Source organism: Cupriavidus sp. UME77 (assembly GCF_014170355.1).
GTDB classification, from domain to species: domain Bacteria; phylum Pseudomonadota; class Gammaproteobacteria; order Burkholderiales; family Burkholderiaceae; genus Cupriavidus; species Cupriavidus basilensis.
Genome location: NZ_LZZU01000018.1, coordinates 147,099 through 172,912, shown reverse-complemented (window position 1 = coordinate 172,912; position 25,814 = coordinate 147,099). Strand labels below are relative to the sequence as shown.

Below are 25,814 nucleotides of genomic sequence, written 5' to 3'. Positions count from 1 at the left end.
CGCGCATCTAGCGCAGGACGGCGCGCGGCCGGCATCCGGACGCTGGTGCCACGCGCTCGAAAGCATCCAATAACAATGCGAGCCATGTCTTTCCGCCTCCAACAAACCAATATCTTGCGGCGCACGCCGCTCGCCGCCGTGGCGGCCCTGATCGCCTCCGCCTCCGTTTCCATGGGCGTATTCGCGCAAAGCGCCCCGGCTGCATCGACGGCTCCGGCAGCCCCGGAACCCCCGGCAGCCCCCGCCCCTGCCACGCTGCGCGAGGTGGTCATCACGGCCAACCCGCTGGGCAGCGAGCTCACCGACCTGGTGGCGCCGGTCTCCACCCTCGGCGGCGATGCCCTTGTCGTGCGCCAGGGCAGCACGCTGGGCGACACCCTGGACAAGCTGCCCGGCGTGTCCTCCAGCTACTTCGGCCCGAACGCCAGCCGCCCGATCATCCGCGGCCTGGACGGCGACCGCATCAAGGTGCTGCAGAACGGCGGCACCACCGTCGACGCCTCCACCCTGTCCAACGACCACGCCGTGCCAATCGATCCGCTGGTGGCCGAGCGCATTGAAGTGGTGCGCGGCCCGGCCGCGCTGATGTACGGCGGCAACGCCATCGGCGGCGTGGTCAACGTCATCGACAACCGCATCCCGAAGGAGCCAATCCAGGGCATCGGCGGCGCGGTGGAAGCCAGCGCCACCGCCGGCGGCGACAGCGCGCGCAACGCCAGTGGCCTGCTCGAGGCCGGCAATGGCCAGATCGCCATCCATGCCGACGCCTTCGCCCGCAAGACCAGCAACCTGCGCATCCCCGGCTATGCGCGCAGCGCCAGCCTGCGCAACAGCCAGCCGCTGCCGGAAGGCGAAAGCGAGGCCTACGGCCGCCTGCCCAACAGCAACGCGCAGCAGTCGGGCGGCTCGCTGGGCGGCGCTTATACCTGGGCCGACGGCTTTGTCGGCGCCAACTACAGCGAGTACCACAACGAATACGGCACCCCCGCCGAAGACACCGTGCGGCTGCAGATGCGCCAGCAACGTTTCGCGCTCGAGGGCGAAGCGCGCAACCTGGCCGGCAATACCGGCGGCTTCATCGAATCGGTCAAGGGCAAGTTCAGCTACACCGACTACGAGCACAAGGAGATCGAGTCCGGGCAGACCGGCACCATCTTCAAGAACAACGGCTGGGACGCGCGCTTCGAGGCAAAGCACGCGCGCATCGGCAATATGACGGGCGTGATCGGCACCCAGTTTGGCTCGACCCGCTTCTCGGCGCTGGGCGAGGAAGCCTTCGTGCCGAGCACCGACACCGACAATGCCGCCCTGTTCGTCTTCGAGGAGATGCCCCTGAGCGCCGGCGGCGACCTCAAGCTCAACCTGGGCGGGCGCATCGACCACACCAGCGTGAAGGCGCAGGCCAACGGCAACGACCGCTTCTCCGACGCCAGCCGCAGCTTCAACGCCGCCAGCGCCTCCGCTGGCCTGCTCTACAAACTGGCGCCGGCCTGGTCGCTGACCAGCAACCTGGCCTACACGGAGCGCGCCCCGACCTTCTACGAGCTGTACGCCAATGGCCCCCACGTGGCTACCGGTTCGTGGGAGCAAGGCGACCCCAACGCCAACAAGGAACGCGCAACCTCGCTGGACCTGGGCGTACGCTTCAAGTCGGGCCCGCACAGCGCCGGCCTGTCGGGCTATTACAGCCGCTTCGGGAACTACCTGGCGCTCACCAATACCGGCACCGCGCGCGACGCGCAAGGCGACTTTGTCACGCCCGGCAGCGCCGGCGCATTGCCCGTGATGCAATACATGGGCGTGCCCGCCACGCTGTACGGCTTCGAGGCCGAAGGCAAGGCGCGCGTCGCACAAAAGCTGCTGACCGGCAGCGACACGGTAGACCTGGAGGCCCGCGCGGACTACGTGCGCGGCGAGAACCGCAACACCGGCGAGCCGCTGCCGCGCCTGTCCCCGCTGCGCCTGGGCGGCGCGGTGGTGTACGGCGCCGGCCCGTGGGGCGCGCGCGCGGACGTGACCTACGCCGCCCGCCAGACGCGCGTGCCATCCAATGACACGCCCACCGATGCATACACCTTGCTTGGCGTGTCCATCACGTACAAGTTCAAGATGGCAGGCACCCAGACGCTGGTCTACCTGCGCGGCGACAACCTGACCAACCAGGACGCCCGCAGCGCCACCTCGATCCTGCGCGACATCGCGCCGCTGGCAGGGCGCAGCGTCAAGCTGGGCGTGCGCACGACGTTCTAAGCCTCTGCGCAACTGGCAAGAAACAAGAAACGGGGCGCGTGTTGCGCCCCGTTTCTTGCCTCAGGCAACGCCGTTGCACCCATGGCGTGCAAACCCTTCCCGCGCGCCAAGCCGCTTGAAGTAATCCGCCACCGCCGGATAGTCCGGATGCGGCAACGGCGTGGCGTACCACCGGTTTACCGACAAGCCGATCGGGATATCCGCGAGCGTGAAGCGCTCGCCCGCGACATAGCCGCCCGTCACCGCGAGCTGGCGCTCGAGGATGCCGATATGCCGTGACCAGCTGGCAATGGAAGCCGCGATCTCCCGCTCGTCCCGGTGCAACGGCGATTGCCTGACCAGCGCCATGAAGGCGTAGCGCCACGCGTTGTTCAGCTCCGTCGCCTGCCAGTCCATCCATTGGTCCACCCGCGCGCGCTCGCGCGCCGCAACCGGGTAGATGGCGCCATCGCCATCGCCATTGCCATACTGCGACGCCAGGTAGCGGATGATGGAATTCGACTCCCACAGCACAAAGCCGTCGTCGTCGATCACAGGCACCATCGCGTTCGGATTCAGCGCGAGGAACTCCGCCGTATCGGTGGCGCGGTAGCCCGAGCCCCAGTCCTCACGCACGAACGGCAAGCCCAGTTCGTCGCAGCACCAGAGCACCTTGCGGACGTTGATGGAGGAGGCCTTTCCGAGGATCTTTAGCATGGGCAGGGAGGCGCGCGTGGCGCAAAGAGAATGGCCTCCAATATAAAGCCGGGCTGTCAGGCCGCACAGGCACAGTTGCGCCGGTTTGCCGCCTAACAGTTGATATCCGGCAGTCGGAGAGCCGGAAGCTTGTGCCACGCGGCAGGGCAAACACCCCGCAAAACCGCACGCTCGCTGTGCATGGCCGCCTCGCCCCGGTGCATCCGGCGCTGCGGGTCTGCCCGCCTTGACATGGATGTCTGCATCTCCTGACAATGCCTGCACAGCATCTTGCCTACCAGGGACCCATCGATGACGATCATCCGCCGCGCCCTTGGCGCCGCAGCACTTGCCACAAGCCTCGCCTGCGCCGCACTCTCCCCAGCCGCTGTTGCTGCCAGCCTCACCATCGGCATGTCGGGGGACATCACCTCGCTGGATCCGCACTATCACAACGTCACGCCCAACGCGAATGTGGCCGAGCATATGTTCGAGGCCCTGATCGCCAAGGACGAGAAGATGCGCTTCAAGCCCGCGCTGGCGCTGTCGTGGAAACCGGTCGACGATACCACCTGGGAAATCAAGCTGCGCCCCGGCGTGAAGTTCCACGACGGCAGCGAGTTCACCTCGGCCGACGTGGTCTACTCGCTGAACCGCCCCGCCACGGTCAAGAACAGCCCGTCGCCGTACACCATCTACACCAAGGGCTTCAAGGACATCACCGCGGTCGACAAGCTGACCGTGCGCATCACCACCCACGGCCCTTACCCGTTGGTGCCCAATGACCTCTCCACCATCTACATGCTGTCCAAGAAGGTCGCGGAGAACGCCAGCGGCGACGACTTCAACAGCGGCCGCGCGATGGTCGGCACGGGCCCGTACAAGTTCGTCAGCTTCCGCAAGGGCGACCGCATCGAGCTGACGCGCAACGACAGCTACTGGGGCAACAAGCCGGAGTGGGACACCGTATCGCTGCGCATCCTCACCAACGACGCGCCGCGCGTGGCCGCGCTGCTCGCCGGCGACGTGCAGGTCATCGAGAACGTGCCCACCTCGGATATCCGCAAGCTCTCCGCCGATCCCGGCGTGAGCGTGTTCAAGGTGCCGACCTTCCGCATGATGTACCTGCACCTGGACAGCAACCGCGACGTCACGCCCTTCGTCACCGACAAGGCCGGCAAGCCGCTCGCCAGGAACCCGCTCAAGGATGCGCGCGTGCGCGCCGCCATCTCGCACGCCATCTCGCGCCAGGCCATCGTCGACCGCGTGATGGAAGGCGCTGCCGAGCCCACCGGGCAGCTCGTGAACTCCACGTTGTTCGGCCATGTGCCGGGCCTCAAGCCCGACACCTTCGACGCCGCGGGCGCCAAGAAGCTGCTGGCGGACGCGGGCTATCCCGACGGCTTCGCGCTCACGCTGCACGCGCCCAACAACCGCTACGTCAACGACGAACAAGTCGCGCAGGCGATTGCCTCCATGCTTGCGCGCGTCGGCATCCAGACCCGGGTCGAAGCCATGCCGTCGGCCACGTTCTTCACGCGCGCCAACAAGCTGGAGTTCTCCTTCATGCTTGCCGGCTGGGGCGCGGACACGGGCGAGGCTGGCTCGTCGCTGAAGTCGCTGCTGGCCACCTACGATCCGGCCAAGGGCTGGGGCGCATCCAATCGCGGCCGCTACAGCAATCCTGCGCTGGATGCCAAGCTGGCCACGGCGCTGACCACCATCGACGATCGCGCGCGCGAGAAGCTGCTGCAGGACGCGACCGAGATCGGGATCAAGGATTACGGCGTGATCCCGCTGTATTTCCAGATCAACGTATGGGCGGCGAAGAAGGGGTATAAGGTGGTGCCGCGCCAGGATGAGCGCACCTACGCATTCGCCATCACCAAAGGCTCCTGAGCGTTAGCCCGCCACCCCGATGACCGGCGCGCCAGCGCGCCGGTCACGCCATCGTCGCGCACCATGCCTCACGCGAAGGTGATGAACTGAGCCGACGACCACACCTTGCCGTCGTCTCGTTCCCGGCCATGGAAGTACACCGGGCGGTGGCCATGGGGCCCGTTCACCGGCTCGACGTCGACCACGCCGCTCACGTCCACCGGCAATGCCTTGTCGGTGAGCCGCTCCAGCGCGATAAACAGTTCCGTGCCGCCCAGGTCCAGCCGCAGGCTGTCATTGGCGAGTAGTTCGGCGCCGCTGACCTCCCAGCGAAAATCCGGCGCGTGGGCGAAGGGATTGCGCTGCAGCGGATCTCCCACCTTGATGAAGCTGTCGATGTGCCCTTCGATCACGATGCGCGCGGCAGCGAGGTTGCTTACGTCGATTTCCACGCTGTCCGCGTCGCCATAGGTATCGCTGCGAAAACCGATGTCGGTCGCGCCTTCGCGCCAGCAGGCTTCTTCCTGATGCTCGAAGCCGTGCCCGCCGAAGCGGTTGATCGTGCCATTGAGAATGCGGATGCGGCCTTGCCAGGCGGCCCAGCGATAGCGGTCGCGGATCCGCGCGCCACCCCAGCGCACGCGGATCAGGCGCTCGGAGAAGCCCGCCTCCCGATGCAGGTTGCGCTCCCAGATCAAGCCATTGTGATCATAGGCCGCCAGGTACTCCCAGCCGGTCTGGCCGAGAAAGCGATAGTCGAGCCGGGCCGGGCCGCGATGCGAGGCCGGCAGCGAGAACGCATCGCCCTGCACGAAGTCGCCGCAGCGCACCAGCAGCGCCGTGTGCTCGCCGGTGCTGGCCCAGGTGTGGCGCGCGCGCAGGGCACGGCCGATCGCCTGCCGGTCCAGCCGCTCGGCCAGCACGCCGGTCAGCCCGCCGCGCACGCCGAACACCTGCACGCCGGGCGGGCCGCCGCCGGGGCGGCCACGGTGCTCGTCGCCGCTGGCTGCCACGCCCAGCTGGTAGCCGCGCGCCATCACATCGCGATACAGCCAGTCGAAATGCCCCCAGCTGGAAGCGATCTCCACCAACCGTTCCAGCTCGGGATGATGCCAGTCGGGGATGTAGCGCCGCCCGCCCACGTGCGGCATGATCAGGTGCTGCTCGGGCGCGCCGACATAGGCGTCCCATAGCTCCTCGACCGGCCAGCGCCCCAGCTCGGCCGCGGTGCCCTTCATGTCCTCGTTCCAGACCAGCGTGCGATTGTGTTCGCCGCGGGCGTTGTAGGGAAAATCCGGCGTGCCGTCGCCGAGGAACACGACGTTGTGATCCCCGCCGGCCGTGGAGCTGCCGCACCACTCCTGCACCGGGTAAGCGACAAAGCGGCCGGGCTCGTTGAAGGTTTCCACGGCTTCCAGCCCAAGCTGCCAGTTGGCATCGGTGATCTGGAAATCGTTCACGGTGTAGCCGAACACATCGATGCCGCCCACGTCGCGCGCATAGGCCACGTTGTAGGCCGGGCTATTGGTGCCGACCGTGTCGTGCGCATGCACATGCAAGTCAGCGTAGAAGGCGCGCGGCGCATCGGCTGCGTCGAAGACCGTCAGCCAGGCCGAGCCCTTGGCAACGCGGGGCGCATCCGCCAGGGTAGCTTCCAGGCGCAGCGTGCCAGCGCTGGCGGGCAGGTCGTCGATGCCCACCGATGCCCAGCCCGCCTGGGGCACGGGATAATCGCGCTGGTGGACAAGCTCAAAGCCTTGCCACGCGGCAAGGCGTATCGAGCCGCCCGCCGCGGCGCAGATATTGCCCCACCTGTCCATCAGCGAAGCCCTGAGCGGCAACGGCGTGCCCGGCCGGGCAAAGCGCGGCGCCTGCAGCAGGACCTGCGCCGGCTGCCCGGCGTGGATATCGATCACCGCATCGCCCGGCACCGCCACGAAGCGCGAAGTGCCTAGCGGGTCCACATAAAGCCGGAAGCGAAAGCTGTCTTCGATAAAGGTCTGCACGCGCGTGCCGGACCCGCCGCGGCGCCGGTCGCCAAGGCGGATCAGGATGTGATCGCCGGCATTCAGGTAACCATCGACAACATCGACGATGATCGCTTTCTGGAACGGGCGCTCATGCCCCTTTTGCTCGAAGCGCACGTTGAGCGATTGCACGCTCGCGGGGCTCTGGCCAGGCACAAGCGGCGCGGCCTGGTATTCGGCGCTGATGTAATTGGCGCCGCCCGGGTCGGTGGTCTGGAACAGCGCCCAGTCGGAGTAGAACTTGAACGTCGCCTTGAGCCACGCGCCATCCGCCACGCCGGAGGCACCGACCTCGTAGTCGAGGATGATCTCGGCCCATTCGCCCGCTTCCAGCCGGCTCACGGAGCAGCTCACCCGGCCGGCGAACGGCAGCGCCTTGTTCTGCTCGTACAGGCCGGCGGGCGCGTGATGCGTGCCCAGGCGCTCGCGCAGCGCGGCGTAGCGCGCGGCCAATGTTGTCTTGCCGGTCATTGGGGGGAACTCCGATGTCAATGAAATGGCCACGGCGCGCTGGCATCCCACACCGGGATGCCCAGGTGGGCGTACCAGGGCGCCATGACCAGCAGGCCGTAGGCAATGCCGATCAGCACCGACACCACGCCCACGCGGGCATAGTCCGCCGTGGTGAAGGTGCCGCTGCTATACGCCACCACGGCCGCGGTGATCTGCGTGGGCAAGATGTAGGCAAAGCTGTCGCTGTCGCACACCAGCAAGGTGAACGCGGCGGGATGCAGCCCGAGCTTGGGTGCCAGCGCCAGCATGATCGGCGCGATCATCGTCACGGCGGCCACGTTGGACAGCATGGCCAGGCGCGCCACGTGCGTGCCAAGCATGACGATCAGCAACGCCAGCCACCACGGATGGCCCGCCGCGAAGCGGTACAGCCAGTCGGCCACCCACGGCGCCAGGCCGGTCTCGCCAATCGCGGAGGACAGGCTAAGCGCGCCGGCCAGCAGGAATAACGTGCCCCAGATCGTGCGTGCCTGGATGTCCCTCCAGCCCAGTCCCGTCACCCCGGGCACGAACAGCGCCGCCAGCCCGAGCAAGGCCACGATCTCGGAAGGCAGGCCATGCCACGACTCGGTCGCCCACAGCACGGCCACCACGGCAAACACCGCCAGGATCGATTTGGATTGCACACCTGCCGGCGGCAACGCGGCACGCTCGGCGGCAATCGCCGCCTGGCCGCCAGGCAACCGCACCGCGCGCGACTTGAAGTAGAACTGCACCCACAACTGGGTCAGCACGAACATGCCCAGGTACGGCCATTGCAGCTTGAACCAGTCGAGATAGGAGATGTGCAGGCCAAGGTTTTTCTGCAGCAGGCCGACGATCACCATATTGGGCAGGTGCGCGGTGAGAATGCACATCCCGCTGATCATCGAGCCATACACCAGCGACTGGATCACGATGGCCTTCTTCGCGCTGCGCTCACGCGGCGAGTCGCCGAACAGGCCCACGATGCCGTTGACGACCGGCAGCAACGTCGCCGCGCGCGCATTGGCCGCCGGCACAAGAAAGCCCAGCACGAAGTTGACCACGAACATCACCCAGATCACGCCATTGGCGGTACGCGTCTTCAGCTTGTCGAGCAGGAACAAGGCGATCCGCCGGTCCAGTCCGGCCGCCTGCATGATGGCCGAGAAGATGAACGCCGCCAGGCACAGGAACACCACGGGCGTGGCAAAGCCGCTGGCCGCCTTGGAGAACGGCGTCACCGCATGCGCCAGCACCAGCAGAGCGGGGATCAGCATGCCGCTCACGCCAACCGGCACGGCCTCGCTCATCCAGACCAGGCTCGCCCAGGCCACCACCGCCAGCGTGGCGCGGCCCGCGGGCGGCAAGCCCTCCGGCTGCGGGAGCACGAACAGGATGGCGAAGAAGGCAATCCACGCGGCCACGAAGCCCAGCTGCGCCTTGAGCAACGGACCCGGCCGGAACCAGGCCGGCGGCTTGTGCAGGTATGCTTGCCAACCGGCTCGCGAATGCGCCGATGGCGGATTGAGGGGAGAGTTCACTGCGGCTCCTTGGCGGTTTCCCGATACGCACGTAAGACGCCGCACTGGTCAGTCCGGCCTTGGAAGGCAATAATACGTTTTAATACAAGATGTCCAACGAAGGCATTGGCATATTGTTATGCTGTTTTTCACAAGCCATTGATACAACAGGGTTTTACATGAGTGTTGCGCGTGAGAACGCCATTTCACTGTACGAGCAGATCGCAAATTTGTTGCGCGAAGAAATCCAGAAGCGGCGCTTCGACCCGTCCGGAAAGCTACCTTCCGAGGCCGAACTGGGCGAGCGATTCGGGGTGAGCCGGGTCACGGTGCGCCTCGCGATCACGCGGCTGGTTGACGCTGGCCTGGTCGAGCGCAAGCAAGGCAAAGGCACCTTCGTGGTCGACAAGCGGCTGCGCCATGGCCTGGATACGCTGCGCGGCTTCTACGATTCGCTGGTGTTGCAGGGACACGCGCCGGAGATGCAACTGGTCGCGCTGGAGCGGATCGCCGTGCCGGCCCGGCTGCGCGGCATCTTTCCCGCCGCGCTCGGCCACTGCATCGCCTTGCAGCGCCTGCATCGTCTCGATGGCGAGCCGATTGCGCTCGCCGAGACCCACATTGCCTGCGATGCCACGCCCGGCTGGGAAGATGCCGAGCGCAATCCGTCCTACACCTTGATCGGGCAGTTGCTGGGCATGCAGGTCGATCGGGCCGACCTCGTCATCCGCGCACGCTCGGCCGGCCAGCACCTGGCGGCCGTGCTGCAGACCTCGCGCACGCATCCGCTGCTGGAACTGGAACGCACGTCGTTCACTGCGGATGGCACGGTTTGCGAGCACACGCTGTTTTCCATACGGTCGGAGCGGTATGAGTTCGCGCTCAATAGCGCGGGGGGCGTGCGGGTGCCGGCGTGAGCGGCGCCTTTTATCTCGCCTCCCCCTTGTCTTGATCTTTGTTCTTGTCCTTGTCCTTGTCCCGGGACGGGCCGGCATTGCCGTACCACGGCGGCACCAGCGAGTACATCGCCGCCGAGCACGGCACGCCGTGCAGCACCAGCCGGTTGCGGGCGATGCATTCGAACTGCGCGCCGATCTTCTGCGCCACGGCGCGGCTGACCATGTTGTGCTCGGCGGCGACCACTTCCAGGCGTGTCAGCCCGAGGCGGTGAAAGGCATAGCACGCCATCAGCTCTGCCGCGCGCGCGCCCAGTCCCTGCCGCTGCCGGCTCTGGCGGATCCAGTAGCCGAGGTTGCCGAAGTTGTAGTCCCGGTTGATCTGGTTGATGGAGACGCCGCCATACAGCTCCCTGCCGTCCGGGGCGAATACGCCGATGTCGTAGGCCTCGCCGATGGCCATGCTCTCCGTGCACAGGTCGACCCAGTTCTCGGCATCGCGCACGCTATAGCCCGCGTGGCACCACGGCAGCCATTTGCCCACGGTCTCGAGCGATTCGTGCACGGCGGCCACGAACTGGGGCACGTCGGGATAGCGGAAGGGGCGAAGGAGGAAGCCTTGGCCGTGAAGGGCTTGCATGGTGCATCCTTGGGACTCGGTCAGCGCGGGAACTTGCCGGCGCGGCCTTCTAGCAACGTAACCAGCGCAGTCTGCATCTATGTGTGGCGGTCCGGGAGATCGCGGCAAATGACCCGCTTGTCGGCCTCAGGCGCGCGCGCCCGCTGCATCTCTTAGCCTCATCTCTCGGCCTCATCTCGGCCTCATGGCTTCGCCGATCAGCAGCCTGGCCTGCACGCGCGCATGCAGCAGCGCCATGTCGGCATGGCGCAGGCTCGGGTGGCGGCTCAGCGCGGCCATTACCTTGCCGGACTGCTGGATCGAGCCCACGCCGGCATCGGCGGCGGCGCGGTCGATCAGCGCGTCGATCTCCGCGTCGGATAGGGGTCGGGCGATGCGGGCGGCCAGGCTCAGTGCCGTGTCGTCGAAGCGGGCGCCGTCGTCAAAATGAATGCGGCCCTCGATCGTCACCGGCAAGCCGTGCGGGTCGAGCTTGCCGAAGCACAATTCGCTGATGTCGACCGCGTGGTGGCGGCCGTCGAAGTAGAGCGAGCCGTCGATGTAGCCGGGCTCCGGGTTGAGCGGGAACACGAGGCGCCTGCCGGCCAGCTGTTCCAGGCTGTAGGTAGGCAGGCTCATGCCGTCGAGCCGGATCGCCGTGCGCACCGGCGCGCCGCCGAGCACGAACGGCGCGAGCTCGATCTCGAGGTCGGCGCCATGCGCGTGGATCGTGGAAGGAGAGAGGTGCGCGACCAGGGGGCGAAGCAGTGCGACGGGAAAGGCAGGCATCGACGGTTTCCTCGCAAGGGGTCAGGGACTGGCGCCAGGACATGGTGGCGCCCACGTTACCGGTGTTACCGCTCAATCCCGGTTGTACACCTCGCCGCCTTCCAGCGCCAGCGCGCCGGCGGCGGCCAGCGACGCCAGGATCCGTTCCAGGATGGCCCCCATGTCCTGCGCGGGCATGAAGCGCGCATGGATGCGCTGCATCAGCGGCGCCTGCGCCATCCACGCCAGCAGCGCGTCGCGCCGCATGCGCTGCTGCTCCAGCAGCTTGAACTTCACCAGCACCTTGATGGCATGCGTGGCGTTACGCCCGGCATCGGCGCTGAGGTAGGCCAGCCGCCCAACAGCAACGTCAAGCGCGGCCGCCACGTTGGTGAAGGGCCGCCCGTGGCCGGGAATCACCACGCGCACATCCAGTGTGGCGATGCGTGCCAGCACGGCTGCCTGCTCGGCGAAGCCGCTCTCGCCGTCGAGTTCCGGGAAGATCACGCCAAAGCCGCTTTCCCACAGGGCATCGCCCGAGATCAGGATGCCCTCATGCGGCGCGAACAGCATCACGGCATGGGGATCGTGGCCGGGCGCGCCTACCACCTGCCAGTCGAGCCCGCCCAGGCGCAAGGTGTCGCCGTCCTGCACCACGCCATCGAAAGTGAAGCGGTCGCACTGCTGGCCGGTGGCGCGGTAGCTGAGGGCGTCCACGTCCCACGCGCGCACCGCCTCGGCATCCGCAGCGGGGATCAGCGTGCGCGGCTGCCAGCGGCGCTGCAGCGTGGCGTTGCCGCCGCAGTGGTCGGAGTGCAGGTGCGTGTTCACCAGGCGCCGCAGCGCGCGCCCGCCAAGGCCGGCCTCAACCAGCGCCAGCGTCTGTGGCGCATGCGTGACGTAGCCGGAATCGACCAGCGCGGTGTCATCGCCATCGACAAACAGGATGTTGTTGGCGGATAGCCAGCCGCGCTCGAAAACGCGCATGGTGCCGGGCAGGGCGGGAGACGTGTAGGTGGTTGGCATCGGTGTGTAGGCAGTCGGCTGATCAGCGGCCGGCGGCCGGCGGCCGCTGGGTTGCTCGCTGGCGCATCGGCTCGCCCCGCGCCAACCGGCAATGCGGCTGCGGCACGTAGCGCACCGACACATCGGCTGGCAAGGCCCGGGGCAAGCGCTCGAACGCCAGGTAGGCGAACGGCGAGATCGGGTCGAAGTACCAGTCGATGGCGGTTGTCATGGCCGGGTCACGCTGTGTTGCGGGAGGGATGCATCATGGCGCCGCCCTTGCGGCCAACGCCGCGGCGCGCTGCGGCAGCAGCAGCCAGATCCTGCGCCGCCCGGCCTCGTCGCTGCCGGACCATGCGGCGATCTCGTCGATGGTGCGCAGGCAGCCTTCGCAATAGCCGCTCGCGGCGTCCATGCGGCACACGTTGCGGCACGGCGACGCAACGGGCTGCGCGCGCTGGGCGGCTTGCGCGCCGCGCGTGAGCTCGGCGGCGAGGCGGGTGGCTTGCGACATCGCCTCAGGCCTCACCCGGGATGGCGCGCATGACGCGCATGACGCCTACAAGCAGCGGCTTCATGCTGACTGGCGCTGCGCCACGTCGGCCACCTCGGCCCCGGTCATGCGCTGCAGTTCCTGGGGCGTGAGGTTGAACACGGCGTGCGGGTGGCCGGCGGCGGCCCACAGGCTGTCGTAGCGGAACAGGTCGCTGTCGAGCAGCATGACGGGCGCCACCGCGTGGCCGATCGGGCAGACGCCGCCAATGGCGTAGCCGGTTTTCTCGCGCACGAACCTGGCGTCGGCCTTGCCGAGCGGGCCCACCACGGCGGCGACCTTGGCTTCGTCGACGCGGTTGCTGCCGCTGGCGATCACCAGCACCGGCGCGTCGTCGGCGACGCGGCGAAAGATGATGGACTTGGCGATCTCGGCCACCGAACAGCCGAGGCCGGCCGCTGCCTCGGCCGAGGTCTTGCCGGTGGCAGGCAGCATGACCACGGGCTTGCCGTGGCCAAGGCCGGCCAGCAGGCCGGCCACGCGCTGCGCCGCTTCGGGCAGCGCGGCGGTATCGTTGGCGTTGTCGGGAGAGTGAGCGTTCATGTCGATAGCGTTCGGATGAAAGGCCTTATACGCAGGCAGGCGCAGCGTCCGCGGCGGCACCCCACTTGGTCAGCAGCGCGCGTCCCACGCGCGAACTGTTGGCACGGCCGATCGACTGCGAGATGAAATCGCCCGCGCGCACCACCTGCTCCAGGTCCACGCCGGTGTGGATGCCCATGCCGTGCAGCATGTACAGCACGTCTTCGGTGGCCACGTTGCCGGTGGCGCCCTTGGCGTAAGGACAGCCGCCGAGGCCCGCCACCGAGGCGTGGAAGATCGAGATGCCGACCTGCAGGCTGGCCAGGATATTGGACAGCGCCTGGCCGTAGGTATCGTGGAAATGGCCGGAGAGCCGGTCGATGGGGAATTCGGCGGCGACCGCGTGCATTACCTCCTGCACCCGGCCCGGCGTGCCCACGCCGATGGTGTCGGCGATGTCGATCTCGTCGCAGCCGAGATCGCGCATGCGGCGCACCACGTCCACCACCGCGTGCACCGGCACCTCGCCCTGGTAGGGGCAGCCCAGCGCGCAGGAAATGCTGGCGCGCAGGCGCAGGCCTTTTTCCTTGGCGGCGGCGGCGACAGGCGCGAAGCGCTCGATGGATTCGGCGATGGAGCAGTTGATGTTTTTTTGCGAGAACGCCTCGCTGGCGGCGCCGAAGATCACGACCTCGTCCGCGGACGCGGCAACCGCGCCTTCGAAGCCCTTCATATTGGGCGTGAGCACGGAGTACAGCGTGCCCGGCCGGCGCTGGATGCGCGCCATCACGTCGGCGCCATCGGCCATCTGCGGCACCCATTTGGGCGAGACGAAGGAAGCGGCTTCGATATTGACAAAGCCGGCGTCGCTGAGGCGGTTGATCAGGTCGACCTTGACCTCGGTCGGCACCATGGCCTTCTCGTTTTGCAGGCCGTCGCGCGGGCCGACTTCTACGACTTTTACATAGTGGGGCAGGGTCATGATGTCTCCTCGCTGTCTGGTAGCGGCGCGCGCGTCTTGCCGCGCGCGCCATTCAACTAATGTGCGGACATTGGGCTCGGGCTCCCGGCGGCTCATTCCGCCCCGGCGCCCGGCTTGCTCAATAGCCGCGTTGCAGGTCGACCACGCCGGCGATCGGCTGGCCCGCGCCCAGCGCGCGGATCTTGGCCGCGATCTGGGCGACGCTGTCTTCGCGCAGCGTCAGTGCCGCGATATGCGGCGTGATGGTGATGCGCGGCTCGGCCCAGAACGGATGCTCGGCGGGCAGCGGCTCGGTGCGGAACACGTCGAGCGTGGCGCCGGCGACCTGGCCCGACTGCACGGCGGCCAGCAGGTCTTGCTCGACCAGGTGCGGGCCGCGCGCCACGTTGACCAGGTAGGCCCCTTTGGCGAGCTTGCCCAGCAGGCCGGCATCCAGGATGTTCTCGGTCTCCGGCGTGAGCGGCAGCACGTTGACCAGCACGCGCAGTCCGTCGAGGAACGGCGCCTGGCCAGCCTCGCCGGCAAAGCCCTGCACCCCTTCGATATCGCGCGCCGTGCGGCTCCAGCCGCGCACCGGGAAGCCGAAGCCGGCCAGCGCCTGCGCGATCTGCGCGCCGAGCGTGCCCACGCCCATCACGCCCACGGTGAAATCGGCGCGGCGATGCGGCTTGAGAAAGCGCCAGGTGCCGGCCTGCTGGGCCAGCGCGTACTCGTCCAGGCGGCGGAAATAGCGCAGTACCGCATGTGTCACGTAGTCGATCATCTGCGCGGCCATGCCGGCATCGTCCAGGCGCACGATGGGCACACCGGCCGGCAGCGCGTCCGGGTCGGTGTCGCGCAGGCTCAGGATGCCGTCCACGCCGGCGCCCAGGTTGAACACGGCTTTCAGGTCGGTACGCCCGCGCAGCATCTCGAGCGGCGGGCGCCACACCACGGCGTAGTCGACCTGCTCGTTCTTGCTGTCTTCCCAGGTCAGGCATTGCGCTTCGGGCAAGGCCTCGGCAAAGCCGTCGATCCAGGGCTGGTAACGGCCGTCCGGTACATACAACTGCAACTTCATCTCATCTCCACTCTGGTCTTCTTTCTCTTCTATTTTCGCAGAGGATGGGCGCGGCCTGCGGTTTTCTTGCAGCGGGCGCCGCCTGAAAGGGCGGCTCAGCCGTTGCCGGCATCGAAGGACAGCAATTGCGCGCCTTCGCCGACCTGCTCGCCCACGCCATACAGCACCTCGCCCACCACGCCGTCGGCCGGCGCACTGATGGTGTGCTCCATCTTCATGGCCTCCATCACCAGCAACGGCGCACCGCGCGCGACCCGGCTGCCGGCCTGGACCATGACCGCGATGACCTTGCCGGGCATGGGCGCGGTGAGCTTGCCGCCCTCGCCTTCGCCCTCGGCGGCATGCGCGAGCGGGTCGATCCAGGTGAGGGCCACATGGCGGTGGCCACTGAATACATGGAAGGTATCACCTTCCGCGTGGACCTGCCCACGGGCGCGCCGCGTGCCGAGATCGACACGAATATCGTCCGCCGCGCACTGCGCCCGGAACGGCGCGGCCTGGTCGGCGAAGAACAGCGTGCTGCCGCGCGCATCGGTGGCGAGCGTCACATCGGCGATGTGGCTGCCCGCCGGGCCGCCCACCGAGAAACGCAGGGCGCGCCGCTCCCCGCCATTCAACCGCCATGCGCCGGCATGCTGCCAGGGTGAGTGCGCATCGGCCGGGTCCGCGCGGCGCGCGCGGGCTTGCGCATCCAGCAGCGCCGCCACCGCCAGCGCGATCACTTCCATGCCGACCGGCGCAGGCGGTGGGAACAGTGGCGCCTGGTTGCGCTCGATCAAGCCGGTGTCGAGGTCCGCCGTGCGGAACGCCTGCGAGGTCACCAGCCGCCGCAGGAAAGCCACATTGGTGGACAGGCCCACCACACGGTACTCGGCCAGCGCTTGCGCCATGCGTGCCAGCGCTTCCTCGCGGTCGCGGCCCCACACGATCAGCTTGGCGATCATGGGGTCGTAGTACGGGCTGATGGTGTCGCCCTCGCGCACGCCGGAGTCGATACGCACGCCGGCCGGGCCGTTGCCGTCCTGGCCCAGCGCGAACGTGACCGCTGCCGGTGTGCGCAGGTAGCGCAGCGTGCCGGTGGAAGGCAGGAAGCCCTTGTCGGGGTTCTCGGCGTAGACGCGGGCTTCCAATGCATGGCCGTGGATTTGAAGCTGTTCCTGCTTCAACGGCAACGGCTCGCCCGAGGCCACGCGCAGTTGCCACTCCACCAGGTCCTGCCCGGTGATCATCTCGGTAACCGGGTGCTCCACCTGCAGGCGGGTGTTCATCTCCATGAAGTAGAACGAGCCGTCCTGGTTGGCGATGAATTCCACCGTGCCGGCGCCGACGTAGCCCACGGCCTGCGCGGCGGCAACGGCGGCTTCGCCCATTGCGCGCCGGCGTTCCTCGCTCATGCCGGGGGCCGGCGCTTCTTCCAGCACCTTCTGGTGGCGGCGCTGCACCGAGCAGTCGCGCTCGAACAGGTAGACGCAGTTGCCGTGCGTGTCGGCAAAGACCTGGATCTCGATATGGCGGGGGCGGGTCAGGTATTTCTCGACCAGCACGCGGTCGTCGCCGAAGCTGGCGCTGGCCTCGCGCTGCACGGACGCCAGCGCCGCTTCGAAGCCTTCGCTGGCTTCCACCACGCGCATGCCTTTGCCGCCGCCGCCGGCGCTGGCCTTGAGCAGCACGGGGTAGCCGATGCGGTCGGCCTCGCGGTGCAGCAGGGCGGGATCCTGATCCTCGCCGTGGTAGCCGGGCACCAGCGGCACCGCAGCCGCCTCCATCAGGCGCTTGGCCGCACTCTTGCTGCCCATGGCACGGATGCTGGATGCGGGCGGCCCGATAAAGACGAGGCCGGCTTCGGCGCAAGCGTCTGCGAAGCCGTCGTTTTCAGAGAGGAAGCCGTAGCCGGGATGGATGGCCTGCGCGCCGGTGGCCTTGGCCATCTCGATGATGTGGTCGCCGCGCAGGTAACTGTCGCGCGCTGCCGCGCCGCCGATATGCACGGCCTCGTCGCACAGGGCCACGTGGCGCGCGTTGGCGTCGGCGTCGGAGTAGACGGCTACCGTGCGGATGCCGAGGCGGCGGCAGGTGGCTGCCACGCGGCAGGCGATTTCGCCGCGATTGGCGATCAGGATCTTGTTGAACATGGCGCCCTCCCCTGATGAACCTCTGCCCGCAGCCCGTGTGGTTGCGGGGACGGCGGCCATTGACCATGGGCCCTTGGCCGCCGCCATTGCCGCCAGCTTACCCTGCGTAGCCCTCGGTGCGGATATCCAGCCGTGCCAGCAGCGCGCGATCGCGATCGGCCTGGGGGTTGGCGGTGGTCAGCAGGCGGTCGCCGTAGAAGATGGAATTGGCGCCGGCCATGAAGCACAGAGCCTGCAGCGCGTCGTCCATGGTCTCGCGGCCGGCGGACAGGCGCACCATGGCGCTGGGCATGGTGATGCGCGCCACCGCGATGGTGCGCACGAACTCGAACGGGTCGATCGGCGCGGTGTCGGCCAGCGGCGTGCCCTTGACCGCCACCAGGTTGTTGATGGGCACCGACTCGGGATACGGGTCGAGGTTGGCGAGCTGCGCGATCAGCCCGGCGCGCGCCTCGCGCGACTCGCCCATGCCGACGATGCCGCCGCTGCACACGTTGATGCCGGCCCCGCGCACATGGCCAATGGTGTCCAGGCGGTCCTGGTAGGTGCGGGTGCCGATGATCTCGCCGTAGAACTCGGGCGAGGTATCGAGGTTGTGGTTGTAGTAGTCCAGCCCCGCGTCCTTCAGGCGCTGCGCCTGCTCGGCCTCCAGCATGCCCAGCGTGACGCAGGTCTCCAGGCCCATGGCCTTGACCTCTTTCACCATTTCGATGACCGGCTCAAGGTGGCGATCCTTCGGGCTGCGCCAGGCGGCGCCCATGCAGAAGCGGCCTGCGCCGCTGGCCTTGGCGGCGCGCGCGGCTTCCAGCACCTCGTCGAGCGCCATCAGCTTGCCCGCGGTGACGCCGGCATCATGGTGCGCGCTCTGCGGGCAATAGCCGCAATCCTCTTCGCAGCCGCCGGTCTTGATCGACAGCAGCGTCGAGAGCTGCACGGCGTTGGCATCGAAATGCTCGCGGTGCACCTGCTGGGCGCGGAACAGCAGATCGTTGAACGGCAGCGCGTACAGCGCGGCGACCTCGGCGACGGTCCAGTCGCCCGGCTTGGTGGCGGGGGCAGACTCGGTAAAGCGGCGGGCGGTCTGGCGCAGGGTGTCGGCGGAAATGGTGGCGACGGTTTCGCCGGCGTGGGTGGTTGCGGTCATGTTTGCGATCTGTTCCGGTAATTCGTTCAGTGTTTTCAGTGCTTTCAGTCTTGGTCCGGTGCGCGCTCAGGCGGCGACACCGTTGCCTGCGGCATGGCAAGCGGCAAGCAGCGGCGCCAGCGCGAGCTGGCTGGCGGCTTCGGCCGGCGCGACCTGCCACGGCAGCGTGCCGAGCCAGGGCGCGCCCAGCGCCGCGCGCAGCGTGTCGATGTTCTCGTCGGCGAGCTGCATGCCGGGATCGATGCGGTTGGCGATCCAGCCGGCCAGGTGCAGGCCGCGCACGCGCACGGCTTCGGCGGTGAGCAGGGCGTGGCTGATGCAGCCCAGGCGGATGCCGACCACCAGCACCACCGGCAGGGCGAGCATCACGGCGAGGTCGGCCGTGTCCCAGCCGCCTTGGTCGCGCGGCGCGCCGTCCAGCGGCACGCAAAAGCCGCCGACGCCTTCCACCACCACCGCGCCGGCCCGCGCCTGCAGCGCGGCAAACGCGGCGCGGATCGGCTCGCGCGTGATGCGCGCGCCCTCGATGGCTGCGGCCAGGTGCGGCGAAGCCGGCGTGCGCAGCAAGAACGGGCACGTCTGCGCCTGCGCAACGGTCACCGCGCTGGCGGCGCGCAGCTGCGCCACGTCATCGTTGTGCCAATGGTCATCGCGCCATTCGCTGCCGCTTGCCACCGGCTTCATGCCAACGGCCAGGTGGCCGGCGGCGCGCAGCGCGTGCAGCAGGGTGGCGCTGGCGTGCGTCTTGCCGATGCCGGTGTCGGTGCCCGTGACAAAGCAGGCGATCATGACGCCTCCTTGCGCGGCACCACGCTGGCCAGGCTGGCCAGCAGGCGCTCGACATCGGCCACGGTATGCGAGGCCGACAGCGTGATGCGCAGGCGCGCGGTACCAACGGGCACGGTGGGTGGTCGGATCGCGCCAACGCGGATGCCGTCGGCCTCCAGCGCCGCGGACAGTGCCAGCGCCGCCACGTTGTCGCCGACGATCACGGGCTGGATCGCCGTCGAGCTCTCGCCCAGGCGCCAGCCAGCCGCCCGCGTCAGGCCGGCCAGGCCGCCGCGCAGCGTATGGATCAGCTTATCCAGCTGCGCGCGGCGTTGCCGCCCTTCGTCGCCGGCGATCAACGCCAGGCTGGCGGACAAGGCGTGCGCCACCGCCGGCGGCGAGGCCGTGGTGTAGATGTACTGCCGCGCGGTGTTGACGAGATGATCGATGATGGTCTCGTGCGCAGCCACGAACGCGCCCGCCACGCCGGCGGCCTTGCCCAGCGTGCCGATATAGATAAAGCGCGGCGACGTCAGCGCGAGGTGCTCCAGCACGCCGTGGCCTTGCTCGCCCAGCACGCCGAAGCCATGCGCGTCATCCAGGATGATCCAGGCATCGTGCCGCTCGGCCAGCGTCAGCAGCTCGGCCAGCGGCGCAAAGTCGCCGTCCATGCTGAACACGCTGTCGGTGACGATCAGCTTGAGCGGGCTGGTGCTGGCGGCCAGCAAACCCTCCAGCTCGGCCACGTTGCGATGCGCGTAGCGGCGGACCTCGGCCCGCGCCAGGCGCGCGCCGTCGATCAGCGAGGCATGGTTGAGCGCTTCGCAAAAGAGCGTGGCATCGGCGCTGCCCAGCGCGGTCAGCACCGCCATGTTGGCCATATAGCCGGTGCTGAAGTAGAGCGCGGCCGCGTGCGGAATGTTCGGCGCGAACCACGCCGCCAGTTCCCCTTCGAGCCGGTGATGGGCCAGCGAATGGCCGCTCACCAGGTGGGAGGCCCCGCTGCCCGCGCCGAACTGGCGCGCGCCCTCGGCCATCGCCTCGATCAGCGCGGGATGGTTGGCCAGGCCCAGGTAGTCGTTGCTGCAGAATGTCAGCAAGGAGTGCATCTCGCCGCCGCAGGCATCGCTCACGGCTTGCTGCGGCGCGCAGGCAGAGTACGCGGTGCGGCGGCGCCGCGTCAGTGCCTTTTCGTCGCGCTCGGCGGCGGCCAGGGTCAAGTGCTCAAGCAGCATCGCGTATCTCCGTGGGTGCGCCGGTACCGTTGCCAGCGCTATCGTTCTGGTCCATGCCGGCGAGTACCGTGTCGAGCGTGGCTTGCAGCTGGCCTGCCAGCCATTGCGCAAGCGCCGCGTCGAACACGTACGGGGGCATGATGTAAAGCGTGCGGCCGATCGGCCGGATCAGCACGCCGTGCTTGCGCGCGGCACGATGGAAGCGCGCGGCGAATTCGCCCGCGTCGGCCGCGTATTCCTCGCGCACATCGGCGGCCCAGATCAGGCCGCGCTGGCGTACGTGATGCAGCCGGGCATCCGCCGCCAGCCCGGCCATGGCTTGCTTGAGCCACTGTGCGCGCTGGCGGTTCTGCGCCACCACGTCTTGCTTGGCGAACAGGTCGAGCGTGGCCAGCGCGGCGCGGCAGGCCAGCGGGTTGCCGGTGTAGGAATGCGAGTGCAGGAAGCTGCGGGCGCGGTCCGGGTCGCGCGCCTCGGCCACGAAGGCCTGCTGGATCGCGCTGCGCGACAGCACCAGCGAGAGCGGCAGGTAGCCGCCGCTGATGCCCTTGGACAAGCACAGGAAATCCGGCCACAGGTGCGCCGGCAGCGGTGCGCCGGGCTCGGCCGCGCCGCGTGCCTGCTCCCACGCGAAAAAGGTGCCGGTGCGCCCGCATCCCACCGCGATCTCGTCGGCGATCAGGTGCACGCGGTAGCGGTCGCACAGCGCGCGCACGCCTTCCAGGTAGAGCGGATCATGCATGGCCATGCCCGCGGCACACTGCACCAGCGGCTCGATGATGAGCGCCGCAATCTGGCCGCCGCGCGCCTGCAGCAGCGCCTCCAGCGCATCCAGCGCGCGCTGCGCAACCTGCGCGGCGCTCTCGCCCGGCGCGGCCTGGCGCGCATCCGGCGCCATGACCACGTGCGAGCTCATCAGCATCGGATCGTAGGCATCGCGGAAGATCGCCACGTCGGTCACCGCCAGCGCGCCCACGGTCTCGCCGTGGTAGCCGTGGCGCAGGCAGACGAATTCGCGCTTGCCGCCCAGGCCGGTGTTGCGCCAGTAGTGGAAGCTCATCTTCAGCGCGATCTCCACGGCTGACGCGCCGTCGCTGGCATAGAACACATGGCCGAGCGCGCCGCCGGTCAGCGCGGACAAGCGCTCGGCAAGCTCCACCGCCGGCGCATGCGTGCAGCCGGCCAGCATCACGTGCTCGAGCGTGTCGAGCTGCTCGCGCAGCGCGGCGTTGATGTCCGGGTTGGCGTGGCCAAACAGATTGACCCACCAGGAGCTGGTGGCGTCGAAATAGCGCTGGCCATCGGTGTCGTGCAGCCAGGGGCCCTCGCCGCGGGCGATGGCGAGCGGCGGCTCGCCGGCATCGGGCCGCAGCGGCGTGCACGGATGCCATACCGCGCGCAAGCTGCGCTCGCCGAGCGTGGGCTGGGCAAGATGCGCGCTCGGCGCCGGGGACGCGGAATTGGACTGGTCTTCCAAGGAAACCCTCCTTTGTTGACCGCGCGCTCGCCGGCCCAGGCCGGCGGAGCCTGGCGTGGCGGCACGTGCGTGCGGGTTGGGGAGAGTCATGGTAGGGAGCTACCCGGTGAATTGGCAAACAGCGCCGGATTTACACGTTGGCACCACGTTGAGCGACAAAGCACGAAGAAGTATCTAACCGCCTCATATCCCCACGCTTGCGTGCGCCTATCTCCACCCTGCGCAGCCGGATGCGGCGCGCGATTCCATCCGTCTATCGAAAAAAATCACGCATCATGGCTGCGGATCGAACGAAAGCCCGATCTCCTTGAAGAACCGCTCGACCTCCGGCAGCCAGATCGGCACGCCCGCGCGGGCGCCGAACAGCGTATGGGAGTCACCCGCGAACGTGCCGTAGTCCACCATGCGGGCATTAGCGGCAGGGCCATGCGCCTGCGCGGTATAGGCCTCGAAGAATTTTGCCGGCAGGGGCTGCGGCCAGTAGCTGTCGTTATCGCCGTACAGCCACAGCGAAGGATAGCGCGCCTTTTTGCCGTAGTCGCCGAACGCGTCCACCAGGTTGAATTCCCAGCGGCTGCAAGACTCATCGCGCAGGCCGCCGGCAAAATTGATCACGCCCAGCACGCCCGGATAGGCGACGGTGCTGAATGCCATGGTGGTCAGCCCGCCATGCGACTGGCCAATCACGACGATGCGCGATTTGTCCACATAGGGCTGCTTGACCATGTATTCGAGCGTGGCCACCACGTCCTCGGCCTGCACCAGGCCGTTGCTCTCGACATTGCAGCCGCCGCCGATATAAGCGCCGCCGGATTTGGAAAAGCCCTGGCGCATCGGCAACGCCACAACGTAGCCGCGCTTGACGAATTCCGCGCTCTGCGCGAGGTAGCGTGCGCGCGACTGGAAGGCTGGCTTGCCCAGCGCCTTGCCGTGATTGATCACGACCAGCGCAAACGGGCCGTCGCCGGGTGGCTTGAAGATGGTGGTTTCCAGCTCCAGCGAGAACATGACGCCTGGCTTGGGAACCATGGCGACCTGCTCCGACGATCCGGGGATGATGGCGGTGATCGTCGTCTCTGGTGCCTGCGTGGCCTGATTCGCGGATGGCGCCCGCGCCATCGCCCCGGCGAATGGCAGGGTCAGCAGCAGGGCCAGGGCCAGTCGTTGCATCCACCTCATGATTTGCCTGCTCCTTGGTTGCCCCTGCCGCGCGAGGCGCCGCTTGCCTGCCGCCCGCCGCCTCAGGCCATGCGCTTGGGCAACGGATGCCCCGGCAGCAGGTCGTACGGATGGCGCCAGCCCGGCAGCGCACGCAAGCGCTCGGTCCAGGCGTGGAGTTGCGGATACTCCTTGCGCCAGTGCACGCCGATCTCGTCGTCGTAGAACACGTAGCCGGCCAGCGAGAAATCCGCGATGGTCAGGCGCTCGCCCAGCACGTAGGCCCGCCCGGACAAATGCGCGTTGAGCACGTTCCACGCGCCCTCGCAGCGCTGCCTCAGGAACTGCAGCACTGCCGGGTCCGGTGCCTTGGTGAAGGTGCGCAGGAAGCGGTAGGTTGCGGTGTACGACGTGAACTTGTGGTTGTCGAACAGCAGCCAGCGCAAGACCTCGGAGCGTTCGGCCTCGCTGGCAGGCCCGTAGATGTCGAGGCGCTGCGCGAGCAGGTCCAGGATGGCGCCCGATTGCGACAACCGCTGCCCATCGAACTCCAGTACCGGCGCCTCGCCCATTTCGTTGATGGCACGGTACTCGGGCGTATGCGTCTCGCCGTTGAAGTAGTCGACGAAGCGCGGCGTCCACAGCTTGCGGCCACGCTGCACGCCGACGGTTTCCAGCAGCAAGGCCACCTTGTAGGTGTTGCCGGATTGTGCGAAGCCATACAGCAGGTACTCCGTGTCCCGCGCAGCAGCAGCAGCAGCAGCAGCAGCCATCGATTCCGTCATGGTGTCTCCCCCAGCATTTCGCCATCGACATAAAGCCAGCGCGGCGCCTCGCCGGCGCTGCGCGGCTCGCGTACAAAGCGGCTGCGCTCGTGCAGCCGCCAGGCGCGCCCGCCCACCTTGTAGCGCGCCACGAACTCCACCTGGGCATGCGTCTCGTCCTGCTGCGCATGTGCCTTGACCGCGAGCCCGAGCCAGCGCGTGTCCGTGTCCGCGGCAAGGTCGTCCGGGCAGGTAGATGGATGCCAGGTATGGCGCAGCCAGTCCACGTCGCCCAGCACATAGGCGCTATAGCGCGAGCGCATCAATTGCTCGGCGTTGAACGGCAGCGCCTCGCCGCGATGAAAGCGCCCGCAGCAGGTGGCGTAGTCGCCCCCGCCGCATGGGCAGCCGCCGGTGCCGGCGCCGGACGCGCGCGCTTTCATCCGATCAGCCCCGGCAGCTCGCGCATATCGGTGAAGGTAGTGACTGCGCCGGCTGCCAGAAGAGATTGCGCCGCGTTGCGCGCAGCGTAGCCGAGCACCGTCATGCCCGCGGCAACGCCTGCGGTCACGCCCGTCGGACTATCCTCGATCACCACGCAGCGCGCCGGCTCCACATCCATGGTGCGCGCCGCCAGCAAGTACACGTCGGGCGCCGGCTTGCTGCGCTCGACCTCGGTCGACGAGAAGATATGCTCGCGCTCGTCCTGCTGGAACAGCTCCACCAGGCCGGTGCGCGTCAGCTGCAGCTTGACCTTGATGCGATCCGCGCCCGAGGCCACGCAGACCGGCAGGCCAGTCGCGACAGTCGCGCGCACCGCCTCACGCACATGCGGCACCGCCTGCACTTCCGCCTCAAGGACTGCGTTGCGACGCACGAACCATTCCGACAGCCAGTTTTCTGGCAGCGGCGCGCCACGCCGGCTGGCGATGTTGTCGAGCTCTTCGCGCACCGCGCGGCCGAGAAACCACTTGGTGGACTCCTCGATCGAGATGCGGATGCCAAGTTCGTTGAGCATCTCGTTGAGCACGCGGTTGACGATGGGCTCGCTGTCGACGAGCACGCCGTCGCAATCGAAAATCACGCAGTCGAAACGGGGATGGCGGATCGGCTTGATGCTGGCATTCATGCGGGTTTCTTTTCCTTGCTGCTGTCTGTGCTGTTATCTGCGCTGTTGTCGGTATGGCTTGTATTGCTGTCCATGCCCGGCACGGCACGCAGCGCCATCGGGCGCTTGCTCTTGAGGTGTGCCTCGATCTGGTCGAAGCGGTCGAAGCCCCAGAAGGGCTCGCCGTCGATGATCACAAAGGGCGAGCCGAACACGCCCTTGGCCATGGCCACGTCGATCTCGGCCTTGAGCTGGTCCTTGATCTGGAAGCCGCTGGCGCCGGCATCCATGGCATGCGCGTCGATGCCGAGCGGCTCGGCCAGCTTCACCAATTCGGCCGGCTCAGCGATGTTGATGTCATCCACGAACAGGGCGTGATAGACCGACTTGGCAAACGCGGTGGCGATATCGTCGCCGTGATGGTTCTGCAGCCACAGCACGGCGCGGGCGGCCTGTGTGGTGGGCAGCGGGAAGTGCGTCGGACGCTTGTACTCGATATTGTGGAAGCGCGCGGTACGCTCGAAATCGCGCCAGGAATAGTCGCCCTTGAGCGGCACCTGCGGCAGCGGCGAACTGCCGGTGGTCTTGAACACCACGCCGAGCAGGATCGGATGCCAGGCGACGATGCGCCCGTACTTCTGCGCCAGCTCGTCGATGCGCGTGCTGGCGAAATAGCCGTAGGGCGAGGAAAAATCGAAGTAGAAATCGATGGCGGCAGTCATTGTCTTGGGGGCTCCTGGCTTCTGGCTTTTGGCGTCTGGCCGTTTGGGTTCAGTGCTTCGGTGATTCGATGATG

General features: G+C 67.9%; 24 protein-coding genes. 3 read left to right on the top strand and 21 right to left on the bottom strand.

Annotation, left to right across the window (positions count from 1 at the left end):
* Positions 1-84 precede the first annotated feature (84 nt).
* Entirely contained in the window at positions 85-2,250 is a 2,166-nt protein-coding gene (locus A9975_RS08195; protein WP_183032162.1) for a TonB-dependent receptor, read from the top strand.
* A gap of 60 nt (positions 2,251-2,310) precedes the next feature.
* Here A9975_RS08195 and A9975_RS08190 read toward each other — a convergent pair whose 3' ends face one another.
* Positions 2,311-2,946: a glutathione S-transferase family protein gene (locus tag A9975_RS08190; RefSeq protein WP_183032161.1), complete on the bottom strand. Its 636-nt coding sequence runs from the start codon at positions 2,944-2,946 to the stop codon at positions 2,311-2,313.
* Positions 2,947-3,237: 291 nt separating this feature from the next.
* On the opposite strand from A9975_RS08190, the gene A9975_RS08185 reads away from it, so the two are divergent.
* Complete coding sequence (locus A9975_RS08185; RefSeq protein ID WP_183032160.1) at positions 3,238-4,824, top strand: ABC transporter substrate-binding protein; 1,587 nt, start codon at positions 3,238-3,240, stop codon at positions 4,822-4,824.
* Between the two features lie 68 nt (positions 4,825-4,892).
* Here A9975_RS08185 and A9975_RS08180 read toward each other — a convergent pair whose 3' ends face one another.
* Positions 4,893-7,301, bottom strand: coding sequence for a hypothetical protein (locus tag A9975_RS08180; protein WP_183032159.1), 2,409 nt, complete (start codon positions 7,299-7,301; stop codon positions 4,893-4,895).
* 17 nt (positions 7,302-7,318) lie between these two features.
* Positions 7,319-8,848, bottom strand: coding sequence for a DASS family sodium-coupled anion symporter (locus A9975_RS08175; protein WP_183032158.1), 1,530 nt, complete (start codon positions 8,846-8,848; stop codon positions 7,319-7,321).
* A 158-nt stretch (positions 8,849-9,006) separates the two neighbouring features.
* On the opposite strand from A9975_RS08175, the gene A9975_RS08170 reads away from it, so the two are divergent.
* Positions 9,007-9,744, top strand: coding sequence for a GntR family transcriptional regulator (locus A9975_RS08170; RefSeq protein WP_183032157.1), 738 nt, complete (start codon positions 9,007-9,009; stop codon positions 9,742-9,744).
* A 10-nt stretch (positions 9,745-9,754) separates the two neighbouring features.
* On the opposite strand, the gene A9975_RS08165 is transcribed toward A9975_RS08170, so the two are convergent.
* From A9975_RS08165 to A9975_RS08080, 18 genes are all read right to left on the bottom strand, one after another.
* Complete coding sequence (locus A9975_RS08165; protein WP_183032156.1) at positions 9,755-10,363, bottom strand: GNAT family N-acetyltransferase; 609 nt, start codon at positions 10,361-10,363, stop codon at positions 9,755-9,757.
* A gap of 171 nt (positions 10,364-10,534) precedes the next feature.
* Positions 10,535-11,131 (bottom strand): GatB/YqeY domain-containing protein, encoded by a 597-nt coding sequence (locus tag A9975_RS08160; protein ID WP_183032155.1) that lies wholly within the window; start codon positions 11,129-11,131, stop codon positions 10,535-10,537.
* A 72-nt stretch (positions 11,132-11,203) separates the two neighbouring features.
* Positions 11,204-12,136, bottom strand: coding sequence for an MBL fold metallo-hydrolase (locus tag A9975_RS08155; RefSeq protein WP_183032154.1), 933 nt, complete (start codon positions 12,134-12,136; stop codon positions 11,204-11,206).
* Between the two features lie 22 nt (positions 12,137-12,158).
* Complete coding sequence (locus A9975_RS37995; RefSeq protein ID WP_255503108.1) at positions 12,159-12,347, bottom strand: hypothetical protein; 189 nt, start codon at positions 12,345-12,347, stop codon at positions 12,159-12,161.
* Positions 12,348-12,380: 33 nt separating this feature from the next.
* Positions 12,381-12,629 carry a DUF1289 domain-containing protein gene (locus A9975_RS08145; protein WP_183032153.1) on the bottom strand — a complete coding sequence of 83 codons (249 nt, stop codon included), beginning with the start codon at positions 12,627-12,629 and terminating at the stop codon, positions 12,381-12,383.
* Positions 12,630-12,689: 60 nt separating this feature from the next.
* Entirely contained in the window at positions 12,690-13,211 is a 522-nt protein-coding gene (locus A9975_RS08140; protein WP_183032152.1) for a YbaK/EbsC family protein, read from the bottom strand.
* 25 nt (positions 13,212-13,236) lie between these two features.
* Positions 13,237-14,172, bottom strand: a complete 936-nt coding sequence (locus A9975_RS08135) for a hydroxymethylglutaryl-CoA lyase (RefSeq protein ID WP_183032151.1) — start codon at positions 14,170-14,172, stop codon at positions 13,237-13,239.
* Between the two features lie 118 nt (positions 14,173-14,290).
* Positions 14,291-15,232, bottom strand: coding sequence for a glyoxylate/hydroxypyruvate reductase A (locus A9975_RS08130; RefSeq protein WP_183032150.1), 942 nt, complete (start codon positions 15,230-15,232; stop codon positions 14,291-14,293).
* Positions 15,233-15,327: 95 nt separating this feature from the next.
* Positions 15,328-17,364 carry an acetyl/propionyl/methylcrotonyl-CoA carboxylase subunit alpha gene (locus A9975_RS08125; RefSeq protein ID WP_183032149.1) on the bottom strand — a complete coding sequence of 679 codons (2,037 nt, stop codon included), beginning with the start codon at positions 17,362-17,364 and terminating at the stop codon, positions 15,328-15,330.
* 97 nt (positions 17,365-17,461) lie between these two features.
* Positions 17,462-18,508 carry a biotin synthase BioB gene (gene bioB, locus A9975_RS08120; protein ID WP_183032148.1) on the bottom strand — a complete coding sequence of 349 codons (1,047 nt, stop codon included), beginning with the start codon at positions 18,506-18,508 and terminating at the stop codon, positions 17,462-17,464.
* 66 nt (positions 18,509-18,574) lie between these two features.
* Positions 18,575-19,297, bottom strand: a complete 723-nt coding sequence (bioD, locus tag A9975_RS08115) for a dethiobiotin synthase (RefSeq protein WP_183032147.1) — start codon at positions 19,295-19,297, stop codon at positions 18,575-18,577.
* Positions 19,294-20,511: an 8-amino-7-oxononanoate synthase gene (gene bioF / locus A9975_RS08110; protein WP_183032146.1), complete on the bottom strand. Its 1,218-nt coding sequence runs from the start codon at positions 20,509-20,511 to the stop codon at positions 19,294-19,296. Before bioF ends, bioD begins: the two co-directional genes overlap by 4 nt.
* The gene (gene bioA / locus A9975_RS08105) at positions 20,501-21,988 is read right to left on the bottom strand and encodes an adenosylmethionine--8-amino-7-oxononanoate transaminase (protein WP_183032145.1); all 1,488 of its coding nucleotides are present in this window, start codon (positions 21,986-21,988) and stop codon (positions 20,501-20,503) included. The genes bioF and bioA overlap by 11 nt, the downstream gene beginning before the upstream one ends.
* A gap of 273 nt (positions 21,989-22,261) precedes the next feature.
* A complete protein-coding gene (locus tag A9975_RS08100; RefSeq protein WP_183032144.1) occupies positions 22,262-23,167 on the bottom strand; it encodes a dienelactone hydrolase family protein in 906 nt (301 codons plus the stop codon).
* A 62-nt stretch (positions 23,168-23,229) separates the two neighbouring features.
* Positions 23,230-23,931 carry a glutathione S-transferase family protein gene (locus A9975_RS08095; protein WP_183032143.1) on the bottom strand — a complete coding sequence of 234 codons (702 nt, stop codon included), beginning with the start codon at positions 23,929-23,931 and terminating at the stop codon, positions 23,230-23,232.
* Positions 23,928-24,353 carry a YchJ family metal-binding protein gene (locus tag A9975_RS08090; RefSeq protein WP_174428625.1) on the bottom strand — a complete coding sequence of 142 codons (426 nt, stop codon included), beginning with the start codon at positions 24,351-24,353 and terminating at the stop codon, positions 23,928-23,930. Before A9975_RS08090 ends, A9975_RS08095 begins: the two co-directional genes overlap by 4 nt.
* Positions 24,350-25,039, bottom strand: coding sequence for an HAD family phosphatase (locus tag A9975_RS08085; RefSeq protein WP_183032142.1), 690 nt, complete (start codon positions 25,037-25,039; stop codon positions 24,350-24,352). Before A9975_RS08085 ends, A9975_RS08090 begins: the two co-directional genes overlap by 4 nt.
* A complete protein-coding gene (locus tag A9975_RS08080) occupies positions 25,036-25,740 on the bottom strand; it encodes a 2-hydroxychromene-2-carboxylate isomerase (RefSeq protein WP_183032141.1) in 705 nt (234 codons plus the stop codon). Before A9975_RS08080 ends, A9975_RS08085 begins: the two co-directional genes overlap by 4 nt.
* Between the last annotated feature and the right edge of the window lie 74 nt (positions 25,741-25,814).